This is a genomic window from Streptococcus oralis, from assembly GCF_023109195.1.
GTDB lineage: Bacteria > Bacillota > Bacilli > Lactobacillales > Streptococcaceae > Streptococcus > Streptococcus oralis_BV.
Genome location: NZ_JALDUB010000001.1, coordinates 1,343,260 through 1,358,108, shown reverse-complemented (window position 1 = coordinate 1,358,108; position 14,849 = coordinate 1,343,260). Strand labels below are relative to the sequence as shown.

The 14,849-nt window shown below is 42.6% G+C and carries 13 protein-coding genes and 1 riboswitch; of the genes, 6 read left to right on the top strand and 7 right to left on the bottom strand.

Features of this window, described 5'->3' with window-relative positions:
* Positions 1 to 52 precede the first annotated feature (52 nt).
* The gene (locus M1F65_RS06510) at positions 53 to 550 is read right to left on the bottom strand and encodes a helix-turn-helix domain-containing protein (protein WP_042903010.1); all 498 of its coding nucleotides are present in this window, start codon (positions 548 to 550) and stop codon (positions 53 to 55) included.
* A 172-nt stretch (positions 551 to 722) separates the two neighbouring features.
* Here M1F65_RS06510 and M1F65_RS06505 point away from each other — a divergent pair, with 172 nt between their 5' ends.
* From M1F65_RS06505 to M1F65_RS06495, 3 genes are read left to right on the top strand one after another with little or no spacing between them, the layout of a single operon-like run.
* On the top strand, positions 723 to 1,955 hold the full coding sequence (locus tag M1F65_RS06505; protein ID WP_125388582.1) for an MFS transporter: 1,233 nt from the start codon (positions 723 to 725) through the stop codon (positions 1,953 to 1,955).
* A gap of 12 nt (positions 1,956 to 1,967) precedes the next feature.
* On the top strand, positions 1,968 to 2,561 hold the full coding sequence (ruvA, locus tag M1F65_RS06500) for a Holliday junction branch migration protein RuvA (protein WP_084856516.1): 594 nt from the start codon (positions 1,968 to 1,970) through the stop codon (positions 2,559 to 2,561).
* Between the two features lie 9 nt (positions 2,562 to 2,570).
* The gene (locus M1F65_RS06495) at positions 2,571 to 3,137 is read left to right on the top strand and encodes a DNA-3-methyladenine glycosylase I (protein WP_001126061.1); all 567 of its coding nucleotides are present in this window, start codon (positions 2,571 to 2,573) and stop codon (positions 3,135 to 3,137) included.
* An 80-nt stretch (positions 3,138 to 3,217) separates the two neighbouring features.
* Here the strand turns inward: M1F65_RS06495 and M1F65_RS06490 are convergent, their stop codons facing one another.
* The 5 genes from M1F65_RS06490 to M1F65_RS06470 form a co-directional block, all read right to left on the bottom strand.
* Positions 3,218 to 3,481: a SemiSWEET family transporter gene (locus M1F65_RS06490; RefSeq protein WP_000166112.1), complete on the bottom strand. Its 264-nt coding sequence runs from the start codon at positions 3,479 to 3,481 to the stop codon at positions 3,218 to 3,220.
* A 105-nt stretch (positions 3,482 to 3,586) separates the two neighbouring features.
* Positions 3,587 to 4,621 (bottom strand): S66 family peptidase, encoded by a 1,035-nt coding sequence (locus M1F65_RS06485; RefSeq protein WP_247925651.1) that lies wholly within the window; start codon positions 4,619 to 4,621, stop codon positions 3,587 to 3,589.
* Between the two features lie 161 nt (positions 4,622 to 4,782).
* Positions 4,783 to 5,130, bottom strand: coding sequence for a TfoX/Sxy family protein (locus tag M1F65_RS06480; protein ID WP_247925650.1), 348 nt, complete (start codon positions 5,128 to 5,130; stop codon positions 4,783 to 4,785).
* A 15-nt stretch (positions 5,131 to 5,145) separates the two neighbouring features.
* Entirely contained in the window at positions 5,146 to 5,823 is a 678-nt protein-coding gene (locus tag M1F65_RS06475; RefSeq protein ID WP_247925649.1) for a DUF1129 domain-containing protein, read from the bottom strand.
* A gap of 11 nt (positions 5,824 to 5,834) precedes the next feature.
* Positions 5,835 to 6,779: a magnesium transporter CorA family protein gene (locus M1F65_RS06470; protein WP_000815616.1), complete on the bottom strand. Its 945-nt coding sequence runs from the start codon at positions 6,777 to 6,779 to the stop codon at positions 5,835 to 5,837.
* A 136-nt stretch (positions 6,780 to 6,915) separates the two neighbouring features.
* Here M1F65_RS06470 and uvrA point away from each other — a divergent pair, with 136 nt between their 5' ends.
* Complete coding sequence (gene uvrA, locus M1F65_RS06465) at positions 6,916 to 9,741, top strand: excinuclease ABC subunit UvrA (protein ID WP_247925648.1); 2,826 nt, start codon at positions 6,916 to 6,918, stop codon at positions 9,739 to 9,741.
* A gap of 37 nt (positions 9,742 to 9,778) precedes the next feature.
* Here uvrA and M1F65_RS06460 read toward each other — a convergent pair whose 3' ends face one another.
* Entirely contained in the window at positions 9,779 to 10,534 is a 756-nt protein-coding gene (locus tag M1F65_RS06460; RefSeq protein ID WP_001043930.1) for a hypothetical protein, read from the bottom strand.
* Positions 10,535 to 10,681: 147 nt separating this feature from the next.
* Here M1F65_RS06460 and M1F65_RS06455 point away from each other — a divergent pair, with 147 nt between their 5' ends.
* Complete coding sequence (locus M1F65_RS06455; RefSeq protein ID WP_044021487.1) at positions 10,682 to 11,743, top strand: M24 family metallopeptidase; 1,062 nt, start codon at positions 10,682 to 10,684, stop codon at positions 11,741 to 11,743.
* Between the two features lie 55 nt (positions 11,744 to 11,798).
* Positions 11,799 to 11,950, top strand: a riboswitch (M-box (ykoK) riboswitch).
* A 195-nt stretch (positions 11,951 to 12,145) separates the two neighbouring features.
* Positions 12,146 to 14,806, top strand: a complete 2,661-nt coding sequence (gene mgtA / locus M1F65_RS06450; RefSeq protein WP_247925647.1) for a magnesium-translocating P-type ATPase — start codon at positions 12,146 to 12,148, stop codon at positions 14,804 to 14,806.
* Positions 14,807 to 14,849: the final 43 nt, after the last annotated feature.

The window sequence follows — 14,849 nt, the reverse complement described above, 5'->3', positions numbered from 1 at the left end:
GCTTGACAAGACCAGTCCTATAAAAAGTGTTGTGAAAACTGAACTAGGTGATTCAAGATTTTGTAGAGTCGTCATGGTCTGAATGATTCTCAAGGCCAATTACCCTATCAAGATAACGTTGTTTGGTTTTGAGAGCCTTGTTGATAGCAACTGCAGACGCAATCAAGAGAACGAAGGTCAGCCAGATCCAAGCAGTGAATTCAGCTGGAAAACTAGAACCAGCTAAAAAGAGATAGATAGCCAGAGCCAATACGAAAATATAAATCACCTGCCAGAGACCAAAGGATTTAACCTTTTTATAGTATTTGTCCTTGTCTCCCTCCAAAATCACTTCTGTAGAAGTTTTTTCAGAGTTTTCATCCAGTAAGAGATAGTCAGTTGTCACTTGAAAAATCTTGCTTATTTCAATGATTTTTTCAATTTCAGGAAGGACTTGTCCAGACTCCCATTTGGAGATGCTTTGCCGAGAAACATTGATTTGTTCTGCTAGCTTTTCTTGGGACCAACCTTTTTCCTTTCTGAGCTCAAATAGTTTTTCTGCGAGTTTCATCACTCTATCCTCCTTTTTCTTCTTTTATCCTAACAATTTTTACTTATTATGAGAATACAATCTCCTGTACTATTTGTCAACCAGAGGTTGCACTTGTGTTTGCAGTTTTCAGCAAAAAAATATGATATACTAGGTAAGAAAAAGCGAAGAAATTATGAAAAAGGAATGAAAGATGAAAGAATTTTTTGCCCTCCCCAAGCAAATTCAAATGCGGGAATGGATGAGCTTTGTAGCACGGATTTTAGAGAGTGCCATTACTCCTTTTATGGCCATGTACTATGTTCAATATTTTGGAGCCTTTTGGGCGGGGTTATTGATGATCACAACCAAACTCATTGGTTTTTTAGCTGGGCTGTATGGTGGACATTTGGCGGATCTTTGGGGACGTAAGAAAGTCATTGACTGGGGAAACTTTGGTCTTGCGAGTGGCTACTTTCTTGTGCTGCTGGCAAATATGCCTAATCATATTTTTCCCTTTTTGACTTTTGTCGGAATGTTGCTGGCAGAGACCGCAGGAACTTTCTCTTGGCCGGCTATTGATGCGATGATTATTGATTTGACCGACGAGCAAAATCGCCGTTTCGTTTATACGATTAGTTATTGGTTTGTCAATGTATCCGTTATGTTAGGAGCAGGGCTTGCAGGTTTCTTTTACGACCACCATTTTTTTGAGTTGCTTCTGGTTTTGACGGTGATTAGCTTCTTGAATTTTTTCCTCGCTTGGAAATATTTTTCAGAAAGCAAGCCAGCTAATCTGGTCTTTGAGCATGGTAGCAGTCCTTTGGCAACTGTGAAAAATTATGTTTCTGTTTTTCAGGACAAAATTTTCCTACTTTATACGTTAGGGACTGTATTTAATGGAGTTATCTGGTTGCAAATTGACAATTATATACCCGTTCATTTGAAAGAGTCATTCATCGCGAGTAGTATTTTCGGTATTCATATTTCAGGAGCTAAGATGCTCAGTATCATGGTCTTTATCAATACCCTGATTATTGTTTGCTTCATAACGACTGCCAATCGTTTGACCAAGGAAATGAAGCTCATACCGCAGTTTTTATTGGGAAGTATTATCTTTGACTTGGGTATGCTTTTCACCATTGTCTTCAGGAGTTTCTGGGCTCTGTTTTTGCTAGCCATTCTCTATACTATGGGGGAACTCATCTGCATGCCGCCAAGCCAAGTTTTGCGGGCGGAAATGATGAATGAGAATAAGCTCGGAACCTACTCAGGTTTCCTTAATATGGCGCAGCCTTTAGCGTCTATTTTAGCGGGGGCGATGATTTCTATCAGCGCTGCAACAGGTGCTGTAGGTGTTTGGCTCGTTTTTATTGTGTGTGCAGTACTTGGGCTGCTTCTTATCATCAGAGCAGCGCATTTACACGGAATTGCAAATCAATTATAGAAAGTGAAAATAATGTACGAATATTTTAAAGGAATCATCAGTAAAATTACAGCCAAGTACATCGTATTGGAAGTCAACTCTATCGGTTATATCTTGCATGTAGCCAATCCCTATGCCTACTCAGGTCAGGTCAATCAAGAAACTCAGATTTATGTGCACCAAGTTGTTCGTGAGGATGCCCATCTGCTCTACGGTTTTCGCTCAGAAGATGAGAAAAAGCTCTTTCTCAGTCTGATCTCGGTCTCAGGGATTGGTCCTGTGTCAGCTCTTGCTATCATCGCAGCTGATGACAATGCTGGCTTGGTTCAAGCGATCGAGACTAAGAACATCACCTACTTGACCAAGTTCCCTAAAATTGGCAAGAAAACAGCCCAGCAGATGGTGCTGGACTTGGAAGGCAAGGTAGTCGTGGCTAGTGATGACCTTCCTTCCAAGGTCGCAGTGCAAACCAGCGCTGAAAACCAAGAACTGGAAGAAGCTATGGAAGCCATGCTGGCACTGGGCTACAAGGCGACTGAACTTAAGAAAATCAAGAAATTCTTTGAAGGAACGACGGATACAGCAGAGAACTATATCAAGTCGGCCCTTAAGATGTTGGTCAAATAGGAGTATAATATGCCAAAACGCTGTGGTTGGGTAAAAATGAATAATCCCTTATATGTAGCCTATCATGATGAGGAGTGGGGGCAACCCCTTCATGATGACCGCGCTCTTTTTGAACTGCTCTGTATGGAGACTTATCAGGCTGGTCTATCTTGGGAAACGGTACTCAACAAACGCCAGGCTTTCCGAGAAGCATTTCATGGCTATCAAATTCAAGCGGTCGCGGAAATGACAGATGGGGAGTTGGAAGCCTTGTTAGAGAATCCAGCCATCATCCGAAATCGTGCCAAGCTCTTTGCGACACGCTCCAATGTCCAAGCATTTTTACAAGTTCAGGAAGCATATGGCTCCTTTGATGCCTATCTCTGGTCTTTTGTCAATGGACAAACCATCATCAATGATGTCCCCGACTATCGCTTAGCCCCAGCTAAAACGTCTTTATCTGAGAAAATATCCAAGGATCTCAAAAAACGTGGTTTCAAATTCACAGGTCCAGTTGCGGTTTTGGCTTTTCTACAAGCAGCAGGTTTGATTGACGACCACGAGAATGATTGTGAGTGGAAAAGCGGAAATAAGTGAGTGCAGGCGTCTAATTATCTGAGAATATAGAAAAAAGCTGAGAAGAGTTTCTCAGCTTTTTGATTATATGCTAGTAACTTTTATAGTGCAGTAAGAAATGTCAGTCCACCTAAGACAACGCCAGCTGAGTTTGGAATAATTAGTATCCAATCCTTCTTAGGCTCTTTTGTCCATCCGTAAATAACCCAAATTAAACAAGATACTGCTGCGGATAAAGGCTGGAATGGTTGAGCTTTGTTGCCTTGTAAATTGGCAAAAATTTGTGGGATGTAGGCGATAAATACAATAATCCCGATAAAGGCTCCAATTGAACCGACAATTTGATTTATTTTTTGTTTAGTCATATACACCTCCTTTAAAAAGATATCATAGAAATAAGCAAAATGCAATAAATTCAGACACAAATTGTAACGAAAATCAATACCAAAGCACAAAAATGGAGAAATTGTTTATTTTTTGTTATCGTCAAAGCGAATGACTTGCTCCTGTGCATCTACATAGGCGTGAAAGCCAAAGGGAACAATGGCTCTTGGCGTTGCGTGGCCGACATTTAGATTATAGACAATCGGGATATTGTTATCAATGATATCCAATAGTGCTTCCTTATAGTCGTCATAGAAGGTTTCATCCATTGGCTTTCCGACCAAGAGTCCACTGATTACCTCAAATACTCCAGTTTCTTTCAAAGTCTGCACCATCTGTTTGAAGTTTTCCGGCTCAGGCTTTTCTTCGCTTGTTTCTAGTAAGAGAATCTTTCCTTCCCAGTCGGATAAGTCAGGGAAAAGTTTGTACTTTTGGCAGAGCTCCGTGCTGTCTGCGTATCGAGAGTTGTCAAAGATATCATAAAGAGATTCAAGACAACCGCCGAGAATTTCTCCCTCAAACTGAGCACTTCCTTGCAACAAGTCAAAACCAGTATTTTTATGACTGACACGAGCTGTTCCCAGGGTCGTGGGACTAAAGTCAGTCCGTTCTTCATACCAAACGTCGCTAGGGCGGATTTCTGAGATTCTCCCAGTCTCAATCAGTTCCTTAAAGTAGTGAAAGCTATAGGGCAACATCTCCTTGTCTAATTCACAAATGTCTGCTAGAAAGGATTGCCCATAAAAAGTCTTGACCCCTAGTTTATGCAACATGAGATGATTCATGGTTGTATCTGAGAAGCCAAGAAAAATCTTTTGTTTGATAACCTTTTGAAGCTGGTCGTTTTCAAAAAGATAAGGTAGTAAACGATAGGTATCATCCCCACCGATGGCGCATAGGATCATGTCGATGCTATCGTCCGAAAAGGCCTGCATCAAATCTTCTGCACGTGCCTCAGGATGGTCCTTGATAAAGTCTAAACCCTTTAGCGAATGGGGCAAGAAGACAGAATTAAGTCCCAAATCCTTGAGACGTTGAATACCCAAATCGACTTCGTGTTTGACAAAATCCTCTCCGATAACACCACTAGACAAACTAACAATACCAATAGTAGAAATCATATCTCATCCTCCTAGAAATAGATTGAGCCTATTTTATCACAAAAGATGAGAGAAAACTATAAGAATGAGACTCAGAAGTTCTATTGGATCTCAAGAAAGCAAGTGAAAAAGCAACCGCCTTAGCAGTTGCTTTTCGTTTTTCTAATCTAACCAGATATGAGTTACTTGGTTAACTCTTGATTATAGGATAGGGCTAAATCAATCCAGCAAGGAAGTTCTTTTTGACCTTCGATATCTAGGTCTATATAGCCATGATAAGGTCGCCCTCTCATCAATGTAGTATGAGCTCCTGTTCGGGGTAGAACTTGCTTTTCCATTTCTTTGCCAATTCTCACCATAACCAGCTCGTCCTTTCTGGAACTGACTGTAAGGACCATTTTCCCACGAATCATAAAGGCCAGGCCACCAAACAGTCTCTTTTCTTCTAACTCTTCTTCGAAAATTTGGGGAGGAAGTTTGAGTGCTAGAATTTTTCGAATCTGCTGAGCTAAAGATTGACTATATGCCATAGCTTTTCACTTTTCTTAATAACGTGATGGGCCCGCGCTTGCACTTCGGATATTGAAACGTTTCTTGAGATAGAAGCGAAGAGCGAGAAGGGTAGCTCCCAGGATAGCCAAAGGCAATGGAGCAAGGACTGGATTGAGGTTTGCTGGTAGGAAGCTTGTTGCGAAGAAGACAGCCAACCAGAGAAGCATAGCAGCGAGGATGACGAGGATTGATTTCCAGAAAGGAGGGCGCTGGCTACGATCTGTGTCTGGTCCATAATACTGGTAGACAAAGTAGTACATCAAGTAGAAGGCCACCCCTCCGACAAGTCCAACCAACAAGAGGGTAATCAAACCATAGCCAATAGCCTGATCTGTAGAGAAGAAGGTAGTCAGAGCGCTAACCAGTGCAAAGAGACTGGTGATAAAAAGGGCTGAGTCCATAATCATGAGTTTTGGATCATCATTTTCTTTTGGATGCTCTTTTTCGTACTGTTCCTTGACTGTGAAACTGTGAGCCCAGTGAGTTGGAGCCCCGTAGAGGGAACGTGCAGTCGTTCCTTTGGCTTGCTCTTCAAGGATTTTAGGAATGACTTCCTCAAAGACGGTCTTGATTTCAGCGTCTGTTTTACCATCTTTGATAAATTGTTGGGTAGCGATATGGATAAACTCTTGGTTTTTTTTGGTTAGTTTTTGTAGATCAATCTGAGACATAGGGATTCCTCTTAGAACCATTTTTTATGGATGAGATAGAGAGTGAGCGAAACACTCATAGCAAAGGCGATAAAGACGATTAACCAGAAGGCGTGAGGTTCACCGTTTAGAGGGATTTCATTATCCTTAAAGTTCATCCCGTAGGCTGAGAAGATCATGGTTGGGACAGACATGACGATGGTCACGAGAGCCAGGGTCTTCATGATGTTGTTCTGGTTGTTGGAAATGATAGAGGCAAAGGTCTCTGTCATAGAGTGAAGGACGTTTCCATAGATATCTGCCATCTCAATGGCCTGTTGGGTTTCAATCAGGGTATCCTCAAGTAGGTCTTCGTCCTCTAAGTATTTTTTGATATTGCTGGTTGCACTGGTCAATTTCTTAATCACGCGCTCATTTGTCTTAAGTGAGGCCTTGAAATAGACGATGGTCTTTTCCAATTCCATGAGTTCGATCAGTTCTTCGTTTCGAGTAGATTTGTGAAGTTGACTTTCGATCTGGTCACTCTTACGGTCAATCGAACGAAGGGCTGTCAGGTAAAGTTCAGCGTTGCGATAGAGAATCTGGAAGATAAAACGTGAACGCATGAAAGTGTAGAAATTGCGGAGTCTACGGTTGATAAAGACATCGAGAACAGGGAGGGGCTCCAAGCAGGTAGTGATAATGGTCTCCTCGGTGATGATAATCCCTAGCGGAATCGTTACGTAGTAGGTGCGATTGTTTCTTTCCTCTGTGATGGGAACGTCTACGATGATCAAAGTATACTCATCTTCAATGGTAATACGAGACATTTCTTCCGCATCGAGCGGTGCTCGGAGGTCGGCAATGTCAATGTCAAAGGCATTGGCAATTTCCAACGATTCATTTTGTGTAGGATTGACGAGATTGATCCAAGTACCCGGTTCAAGCGTGTCGATCTCTTTAAATTCCGTTGTTGTTGAGAGAAAAACTTGTTTCATATCCCCTATCCTTTCCTACTATTCAGTGTTTGATTTTTTGCACCGTACTATTATACTATAAAAACAGCTTTTTGGGTAATAGAATTTCACATTTTTTGGTATAATGGAAAGCAATAATGGACTAGAAAGAACAAAGATGCAAGATAAAATTGTGATTCATGGGGCGCGTGCCCATAACTTAAAAAATATTGATGTGGAGATTCCAAGAGACAAGCTGGTTGTTGTGACTGGTTTGTCAGGGTCTGGGAAATCCAGTCTGGCCTTTGATACCCTCTATGCTGAGGGCCAACGTCGCTATGTAGAGAGTTTGTCAGCCTACGCTCGCCAGTTTTTGGGCAATATGGAAAAACCAGATGTGGATGCCATTGATGGCCTCAGCCCAGCTATTTCCATCGACCAGAAAACCACCAGCAAAAACCCTCGTTCGACCGTGGGAACCACGACTGAAATCAATGATTATCTGCGTCTCCTCTACGCACGTGTGGGGACGCCTTACTGTATCAACGGACATGGGGCTATCAAGGCTTCTTCTGTGGAGCAAATTGTGGATAAGGTCTTGGAGTTGCCAGAACGCCAACGCTTGCAGATTTTGGCCCCTGTCATTCGTAAGAAAAAAGGGCAACACAAGAGCGTCATTGAAAAGGTTCAGAAAGACGGCTATGTCCGCGTCCGAGTGGATGGGGAAGTCTATGATGTGACCGAAGTGCCAGAGTTGTCCAAGAGCAAGCAACACAATATCGATGTCGTGGTAGACCGTATTGTCATCAAGGAGGGCATCCGTAGCCGTCTCTTTGACTCCATTGAGGCTGCCCTTCGTATCGCAGAAGGCTATGTGATTATCGACACTATGGACGATTCTGAGTTGCTCTTTTCTGAGCACTATGCCTGCCCGGTTTGTGGTTTTACCGTACCAGAGTTAGAGCCTCGACTCTTCTCCTTCAATGCTCCTTTTGGATCTTGTAGTGAGTGTGACGGTTTGGGTATCAAGCTGGAGGTGGATGTTGACTTGGTGGTTCCTGATACCAGCAAAACTTTGCGTGAGGGAGCCTTGGCACCTTGGAATCCTATCTCATCCAACTACTATCCAAACATGCTAGAGCAGGCCATGACAGCCTTTGGAGTGGATATGGATAAGCCTTTTGAAGACTTGTCAGAAGAAGATATGAACTTGATTCTTTACGGGTCTGATGGCAAGGAATTCCATTTCCACTATGAAAATGAATTTGGCGGTGTGCGCGATATTGACATTCCTTTTGAGGGAGTTGTCAATAATATTAAGCGTCGTTACCATGAGACTAACAGTGACTACACCCGCACCCAAATGCGTCTCTACATGAATGAGCTAACCTGCGGAACTTGCCACGGCTACCGTCTCAACGACCAGGCCCTGTCTGTTCGTGTGGGTGGAGAGCAAGGACCCCATATCGGTGAAATCTCAGACCTGTCTATCGCAGACCACTTGGCTTTGGTGAGCCAGTTGACTCTGTCTGAAAATGAAGCCATCATTGCCCGTCCTATTCTCAAGGAAATCAAGGATCGCTTGACCTTCCTCAATAACGTAGGTCTTAACTATCTGACTCTGTCACGTTCGGCAGGAACCCTATCAGGTGGAGAGAGTCAGCGTATTCGCTTGGCAACCCAGATTGGGTCCAATTTATCCGGTGTCCTTTATATCCTGGATGAGCCGTCGATTGGTCTTCACCAGAGGGATAATGACCGCTTGATTGCCAGTCTGAAAAAGATGCGTGACTTGGGCAATACTCTCATCGTGGTGGAACACGATGAAGATACCATGCGCGAGGCGGATTATCTGATTGATGTTGGTCCGGGTGCTGGTGTTTTTGGTGGAGAGATTGTCGCTGCAGGAACGCCCAAGCAGGTGGCTCGCAACAGCAAGTCTATCACAGGCCAGTACTTATCAGGAAAGCGAGCGATTCCAGTACCAGAAGAGCGCCGTGCCGGAAATGGTCGTTTTATCGAAGTGACAGGTGCGCGTGAGAACAACTTGCAAAATATTACCGCTCGCTTCCCATTAGGAAAATTCATCGCGGTGACAGGTGTATCGGGTTCAGGTAAGTCGACCTTAATCAACAGCATCCTCAAAAAAGCCATTGCGCAGAAGCTCAATCGCAATTCAGACAAGCCTGGTAAATTTAAGACGATTACAGGGATTGAGCATGTAGACCGCTTGATTGACATTGACCAGAGCCCGATCGGACGGACGCCGAGGTCCAACCCAGCTACCTATACGGGAGTTTTTGACGATATACGAGACCTCTTTGCTCAGACAAATGAAGCTAAGATTCGAGGCTACAAGAAGGGCCGTTTCAGTTTTAACGTCAAGGGAGGTCGTTGTGAAGCCTGCTCGGGTGACGGAATCATCAAGATCGAGATGCACTTCTTGCCAGATGTTTACGTGGCTTGTGAAGTTTGCCACGGGACTCGCTACAACAGTGAAACCCTAGAAGTCCACTATAAGGAAAAGAATATCTCGCAGGTCTTGGACATGACCGTCAACGATGCGGTGGAATTTTTCCAACACATTCCGAAAATTCAACGTAAACTCCAGACCATCAAGGATGTAGGGCTGGGCTATGTAACGCTAGGGCAACCGGCTACCACCCTTTCTGGGGGAGAAGCCCAGCGTATGAAGTTGGCTAGTGAACTCCACAAACGCTCGACTGGAAAATCCTTCTACATTCTGGATGAGCCAACGACAGGACTTCATACTGAGGACATCGCTCGCTTGCTTAAAGTCTTGGCTCGCTTTGTCGACGATGGCAATACAGTCCTCGTCATCGAGCACAATCTAGATGTTATCAAGACAGCAGACCATATCATCGATTTGGGTCCTGAGGGCGGTGTCGGTGGTGGAACCATCATCGCAACAGGAACCCCAGAAGAAGTAGCGGCCAATGAAGCCAGCTACACAGGACACTATTTGAAAGGAAAGTTAAAATAAGATTTAAAAGGCTCTGCTTTTTTAGGCAGAGTCTTTTTTATAATAAATTACGAATTTTTTCTTTTATAAATGAGTTAAGAGAATAGTGTTTATCCAGATATTCTAGGAGTGCTTGAGCAGACTCAGAAATGCGTTCGTAACCTTGCAAAAAGTGAGGCAATTGCTTGGCTTCCTTTGGATAACCTTCTTCAAATCGTCTGTTGGTATTAAAGATATCTATAAAATTAGATTTAGAAGTTGTTTCCAAACTGATTAGTTCAGTCCAAAGCTTGACGGTTCTGTTTTGTATTAAATCATAAGCAGCTAATTTTTCGCCTCGCTGATAACGACCTAGCCCTAAATATAGATTACATAAAATTTCTCCCAACAACCATTCACGGTCTCTGTTTTCTTTTGATGGCAGTCTTTGTGGCTGACAGATTGTTTCATCAAAACCGACCTCCTTCCAGATAATCTTGCCTTCAGAGAAGGGAATGTTTACTAGTTCTTGAGCTTCAAAGACAGCAAATTCACAAAAAACATCATCTTCAAATAGAACTTTATGTCCGTCCACTGTATTTTGGTAGTGAAATGCAATTGGTTCTAGCTTACTTAACCAGGTTAGGTCTTGGATATAAGTCTGCTTGTAGCCATCTTTTACAATAACAAAGAAGTCTAAATCTGAGTACTGATCCAATCGTTCTCTTTCTGTTCCGCAAGAACCAAGCGCCAGCAAAGCTAGTGCTTGGTTCGAATCTTTTAGAGACTGACCAATCTCATCTAGTCTTTGTAACAGCAATTCTGTTTTATTCATATCGATACCTCATTCTTTCTTGTTTAACAGAAATTATACATTAAGCGCTTTCAAATGTCAATTTTATCTAATCTTAGCTATATAGATTGTATTATTTTCGATATTTTTTTGCTATAATAAATTAAATCATTTTATGGAGGTTTTCTCATGTTATCAAGAGTTGAAAAATTTGAAGTAGCCTTAAAACAGACAGAGTGTGATGCTGTCTTAGTAACCAATCTGAAGAATATTTACTATCTGACTGGTTTCAGCGGGACAGAGGCGACAGTTTTCATCAGTAAAAAGCGCCGGATTTTTCTGACGGATTCTCGTTATACTCTTATTGCCAAGGGCGTGGTTGAGGGCTTTGACATTGTGGAAACGCGCGATGCGGTTGGTGAAATTGCTAAAATTATAGCGGACGACAAGCTGGAAAAAATTGGCTTTGATGACGAGATTTCCTATGCTTACTTCAAGATGCTGGAAAGTGTGTTTGCTGGTCATGAGCTGGTTCCAATGACTGGTTTTATTGAAAATCTGCGGATGATCAAGGATGAGCAAGAAATCGCAACCATTCGTAGGGCCTGCCAGATTTCTGACCAAGCCTTCCTAGATGTACTGGATTTTATCAAGCCCGGTGAGACGACTGAGCTAGCCGTTATGAACTTTTTAGATGCCCGTATGCGCCAGCTAGGTGCTTCAGGTGCCTCTTTTGATTTTATCATCGCTTCGGGCTACCGCTCTGCTATGCCACATGGCGTGGCTAGTGACAAGGTCATTCAAAAGGGTGAAACCCTGACCATGGACTTTGGTTGCTACTACAACCACTATGTCAGCGATATGACGCGGACAGTTCATGTGGGGCAGGTGACAGATGAAGAGCGGGAGATTTATGATATTGTCCTGCGCAGCAATCAAGCCCTCATAGATGCAGCCAAGGCTGGTCTCAGTCGAATTGATTTTGACAGGATTCCGCGCCAGATTATTAACGATGCAGGCTACGGTCCTTACTTCAGCCACGGGATTGGACATGGGATTGGTTTGGATATCCATGAAATTCCTTACTTTGGCAAGTCAGAAGAGCCAATCAAGGCTGGCATGGTCTTGACCGATGAGCCGGGTATTTATCTGGATGGAAAATACGGGGTGCGTATCGAGGATGATATCTTGATTACGGATACAGGTTGCGAATTATTGACCCTTGCTCCAAAGGAATTAATTGTTATTTAAGAAAATTAAGATAAATCATTGACTTTTATATTTTAAAGGTTTATACTGATAGACGAAAACGGTAGGTGAGGCTACCATAGGGATACGGATGACTACCGCAAAGCAGTGGAGACACTACTCGTTGGTCAACAGTCCTGGTCGCGAAGGCCAAGACTAAGCTCATTACATCGCCCTATGGAGTTAAAGCTTGAACGAAAAAACAGATAATTAGTTTTTTAATCCTGCCATTTTATGGTGGGATTTTCTACTGTTTTAGAACAAGGAAAGGAGACAAACGATGCAAATTGACGATCATCCAGAACCGCACATACACAGCCAATCGCTGATTTGTGTCGTTCTGCCCTTATAAAGTGATTGGTCTCTGTGTATGAAACACATCATTCATACAGATAGGAGAAACCAATGAAAACTACAAAAGAAAGATTAGCAACAGCTATTCACACACCCTTAAACGAAACTCTATCTTTTTATAAGACAAGTCTAACAGGCTTGACTGAGGAGCAGGTGGAGAAAAATCGTGACCTATATGGCGAAAACACCATCACCAAGGGTCAAGAAGACAGTATCCTCAAAAAGATTTACGAATCTATTATCAATCCATTTACAATCATCCTGCTGGTCATCGCTATGATCTCCATGGTGACCAATGTCTGGTTGGCGAAGCCTGGACAAGAAGATCCGACAACCTCTATCATTATCGTCGTTCTCGTTCTAATCTCTGGTGGTATACGCTTTGTCCAAGAACTGCGGAGTGACAAGGCTGCGACCAATCTATCAAAAATGATTGTGAACACAGCCACAGTTATTCGTGAAGGCCAGAGTTTAGAGGTTGCAATTGAAGATTTGGTCGTTGGAGATATAGTCAAATTAAGTGCTGGGGATATGATACCAGCAGACCTCCTTTTGATTGAATCACGTGATTTCTTTGTTCAACAGTCTGGTTTGACAGGTGAAAGTGACTCGGTTGAAAAACTAGCCTTGTCAAAAATGAGTCAGTCAAATTTTGATAGTCTGCTAGAAGCAGAAGCGCTCGCTTTTATGGGAACCAATGTGATATCAGGAAGCGCCAAGGCTTTGATTCTAGCAGTTGGTGATGACACCATGATGGGGGAAATAGAGCAGACTCTCAATACTTATGACGAACCGACCTCTTTCGAACGGGATATGAACAGTATCTCCTGGCTTTTAATCCGTTTGATGTTGGTCATGGTTCCCATCGTATTTCTTTCCAATGGTTTGACGGATGGAGATTGGTTAGAGGCTGGCGTATTTGCTTTGAGCGTGGGTGTCGGGCTTACACCTGAGATGCTTCCCATGATCATCACGGCCAGTCTAGCAAAAGGCTCCATTATCATGGCCAAGGAAAAAGTCGTCATCAAAAAACTCAATGCCATACAAGATCTAGGTGCTATTGATATCCTATGCACGGATAAAACCGGAACCCTCACCCAAGACGAAATTGTCCTTGAATATCCTTTGGATATACATGGAGATTTGGATTTGTCTGTGTTGAGACGGGCCTACCTCAATTCCTATTTTCAAACGGGATTGAAAAACTTGATGGACCGTGCCATTATCAGTAGAACTGAAAAAGAAGCTAAAGAACACGCTATTCTACAAAATTTGGATACTAGCTTCCAAAAAATAGACGAATTGCCCTTTGATTTTGAACGCAGACGGATGAGTGTCATCGTCAAGGATGAGAACGAAGTTGTTAGTTTGGTAACCAAGGGTGCCCTAGAGGAAATGCTTGCGATCTCAACCCATGTGGAATATCAAGGTGAGATTAGCCCTCTGACGGATGATATCCGAGTGGAAATCTTAAAAGAAGTAGATCAACTTAATCAACAGGGATTGCGAGTCTTGGGAGTCGCTTATAAAACAGGCCTAAAAGAAGGTTTTGCTTACTCAGTTGAAGATGAAAAAGAGATGATTCTAACAGGATATCTTGCCTTTCTAGATCCACCAAAACCATCAGCAGCACCTGCTATCCAAGCTTTGTTAGAACACGGTGTTCAAACAAAGATCTTGACGGGAGACAATGAGAAGGTAACCCAAGCAGTTTGCGAAAAAGTTGGTTTAGACGTTGATCAAATCTTGTTGGGTTCTGATATTGATGCCATGACGGACGAAGAGTTGGCTCAAGCAGTTGAGAAAGTGACGGTCTTTGCCAAACTCTCTCCGGATCAAAAAGCACGAATCATTTTACAAATCAAATCGAATGGACATTGTGTCGGCTATATGGGAGATGGGATCAATGATGCCCCTTCTATGAAAGTGGCCGATGTGGGGATTTCGGTTGATACAGCAGTAGATATTGCCAAAGAAACGGCTGATGTCATTTTGCTAGATAAGGATTTGATGGTGCTTGAAAAAGGGCTGGTTGAAGGACGCAAAGTCTATGCCAACATGACCAAATATATCAAGATGACGGTCAGCTCTAATTTCGGGAACATTTTCTCTCTGCTAGTGTCTGGTATCTTTTTACCTTTCCTTCCTATGGCTCCGATTCACTTGATTGTGTTAAACCTCGTCTACGACCTTTCTTGCATTGCCTTGCCATTTGATAATGTAGATGAAGACTTTTTGAAGCATCCCCATAAGTGGGAAGCTAAGTCTATTACTCGTTTTATGATTTGGATGGGTCCGATTTCTTCTGCCTTTGATATTTTGACCTTTATCTTGCTCTATTTTGTCATTGTTCCAATGGCGACAGGTCAAGCTTATGCTCACGGAGCAGAGTCTGCAACGGGCTTTATCATTTTGTTCCAGACAGGTTGGTTCATTGAATCCATGTGGTCCCAAACCATGGTTATCCATATGCTCCGTTCAGCAAAACTTCCTTTCTTACAAAGTCGTCCATCATGGTTTGTTCTTGGGACAACCTTGCTAGCAGCTAGTTTTGTGACCTTCCTTCCCTACTCTTCAATTGCTAGCCTGCTTCATTTAACCCCTTTGGAACCAATTTATTTCCTCTTTTTGCTTTTGATTATCGTTCTCTATATGATAAGTGTTACAGTTGTAAAACGATTGTATATCAAAAAATTTAAAAGTTGGTTATAAATTGATTTTGTCAAGAAAAAAGTACGAAAATCGCGAAAAAAGT

Bases quoted from the DNA above. Each gene is read 5' to 3' on its own strand.
- M1F65_RS06510 (WP_042903010.1), bottom strand. From the start codon at position 550: ATGAAACTCGCAGAAAAACTATTTGAGCTCAGAAAGGAAAAAGGTTGG.
- M1F65_RS06505 (WP_125388582.1), top strand. From the start codon at position 723: ATGAAAGAATTTTTTGCCCTCCCCAAGCAAATTCAAATGCGGGAATGG.
- ruvA (WP_084856516.1), top strand. From the start codon at position 1,968: ATGTACGAATATTTTAAAGGAATCATCAGTAAAATTACAGCCAAGTAC.
- M1F65_RS06495 (WP_001126061.1), top strand. From the start codon at position 2,571: ATGCCAAAACGCTGTGGTTGGGTAAAAATGAATAATCCCTTATATGTA.
- M1F65_RS06490 (WP_000166112.1), bottom strand. From the start codon at position 3,481: ATGACTAAACAAAAAATAAATCAAATTGTCGGTTCAATTGGAGCCTTT.
- M1F65_RS06485 (WP_247925651.1), bottom strand. From the start codon at position 4,621: ATGATTTCTACTATTGGTATTGTTAGTTTGTCTAGTGGTGTTATCGGA.
- M1F65_RS06480 (WP_247925650.1), bottom strand. From the start codon at position 5,130: ATGGCATATAGTCAATCTTTAGCTCAGCAGATTCGAAAAATTCTAGCA.
- M1F65_RS06475 (WP_247925649.1), bottom strand. From the start codon at position 5,823: ATGTCTCAGATTGATCTACAAAAACTAACCAAAAAAAACCAAGAGTTT.
- M1F65_RS06470 (WP_000815616.1), bottom strand. From the start codon at position 6,779: ATGAAACAAGTTTTTCTCTCAACAACAACGGAATTTAAAGAGATCGAC.
- uvrA (WP_247925648.1), top strand. From the start codon at position 6,916: ATGCAAGATAAAATTGTGATTCATGGGGCGCGTGCCCATAACTTAAAA.
- M1F65_RS06460 (WP_001043930.1), bottom strand. From the start codon at position 10,534: ATGAATAAAACAGAATTGCTGTTACAAAGACTAGATGAGATTGGTCAG.
- M1F65_RS06455 (WP_044021487.1), top strand. From the start codon at position 10,682: ATGTTATCAAGAGTTGAAAAATTTGAAGTAGCCTTAAAACAGACAGAG.
- mgtA (WP_247925647.1), top strand. From the start codon at position 12,146: ATGAAAACTACAAAAGAAAGATTAGCAACAGCTATTCACACACCCTTA.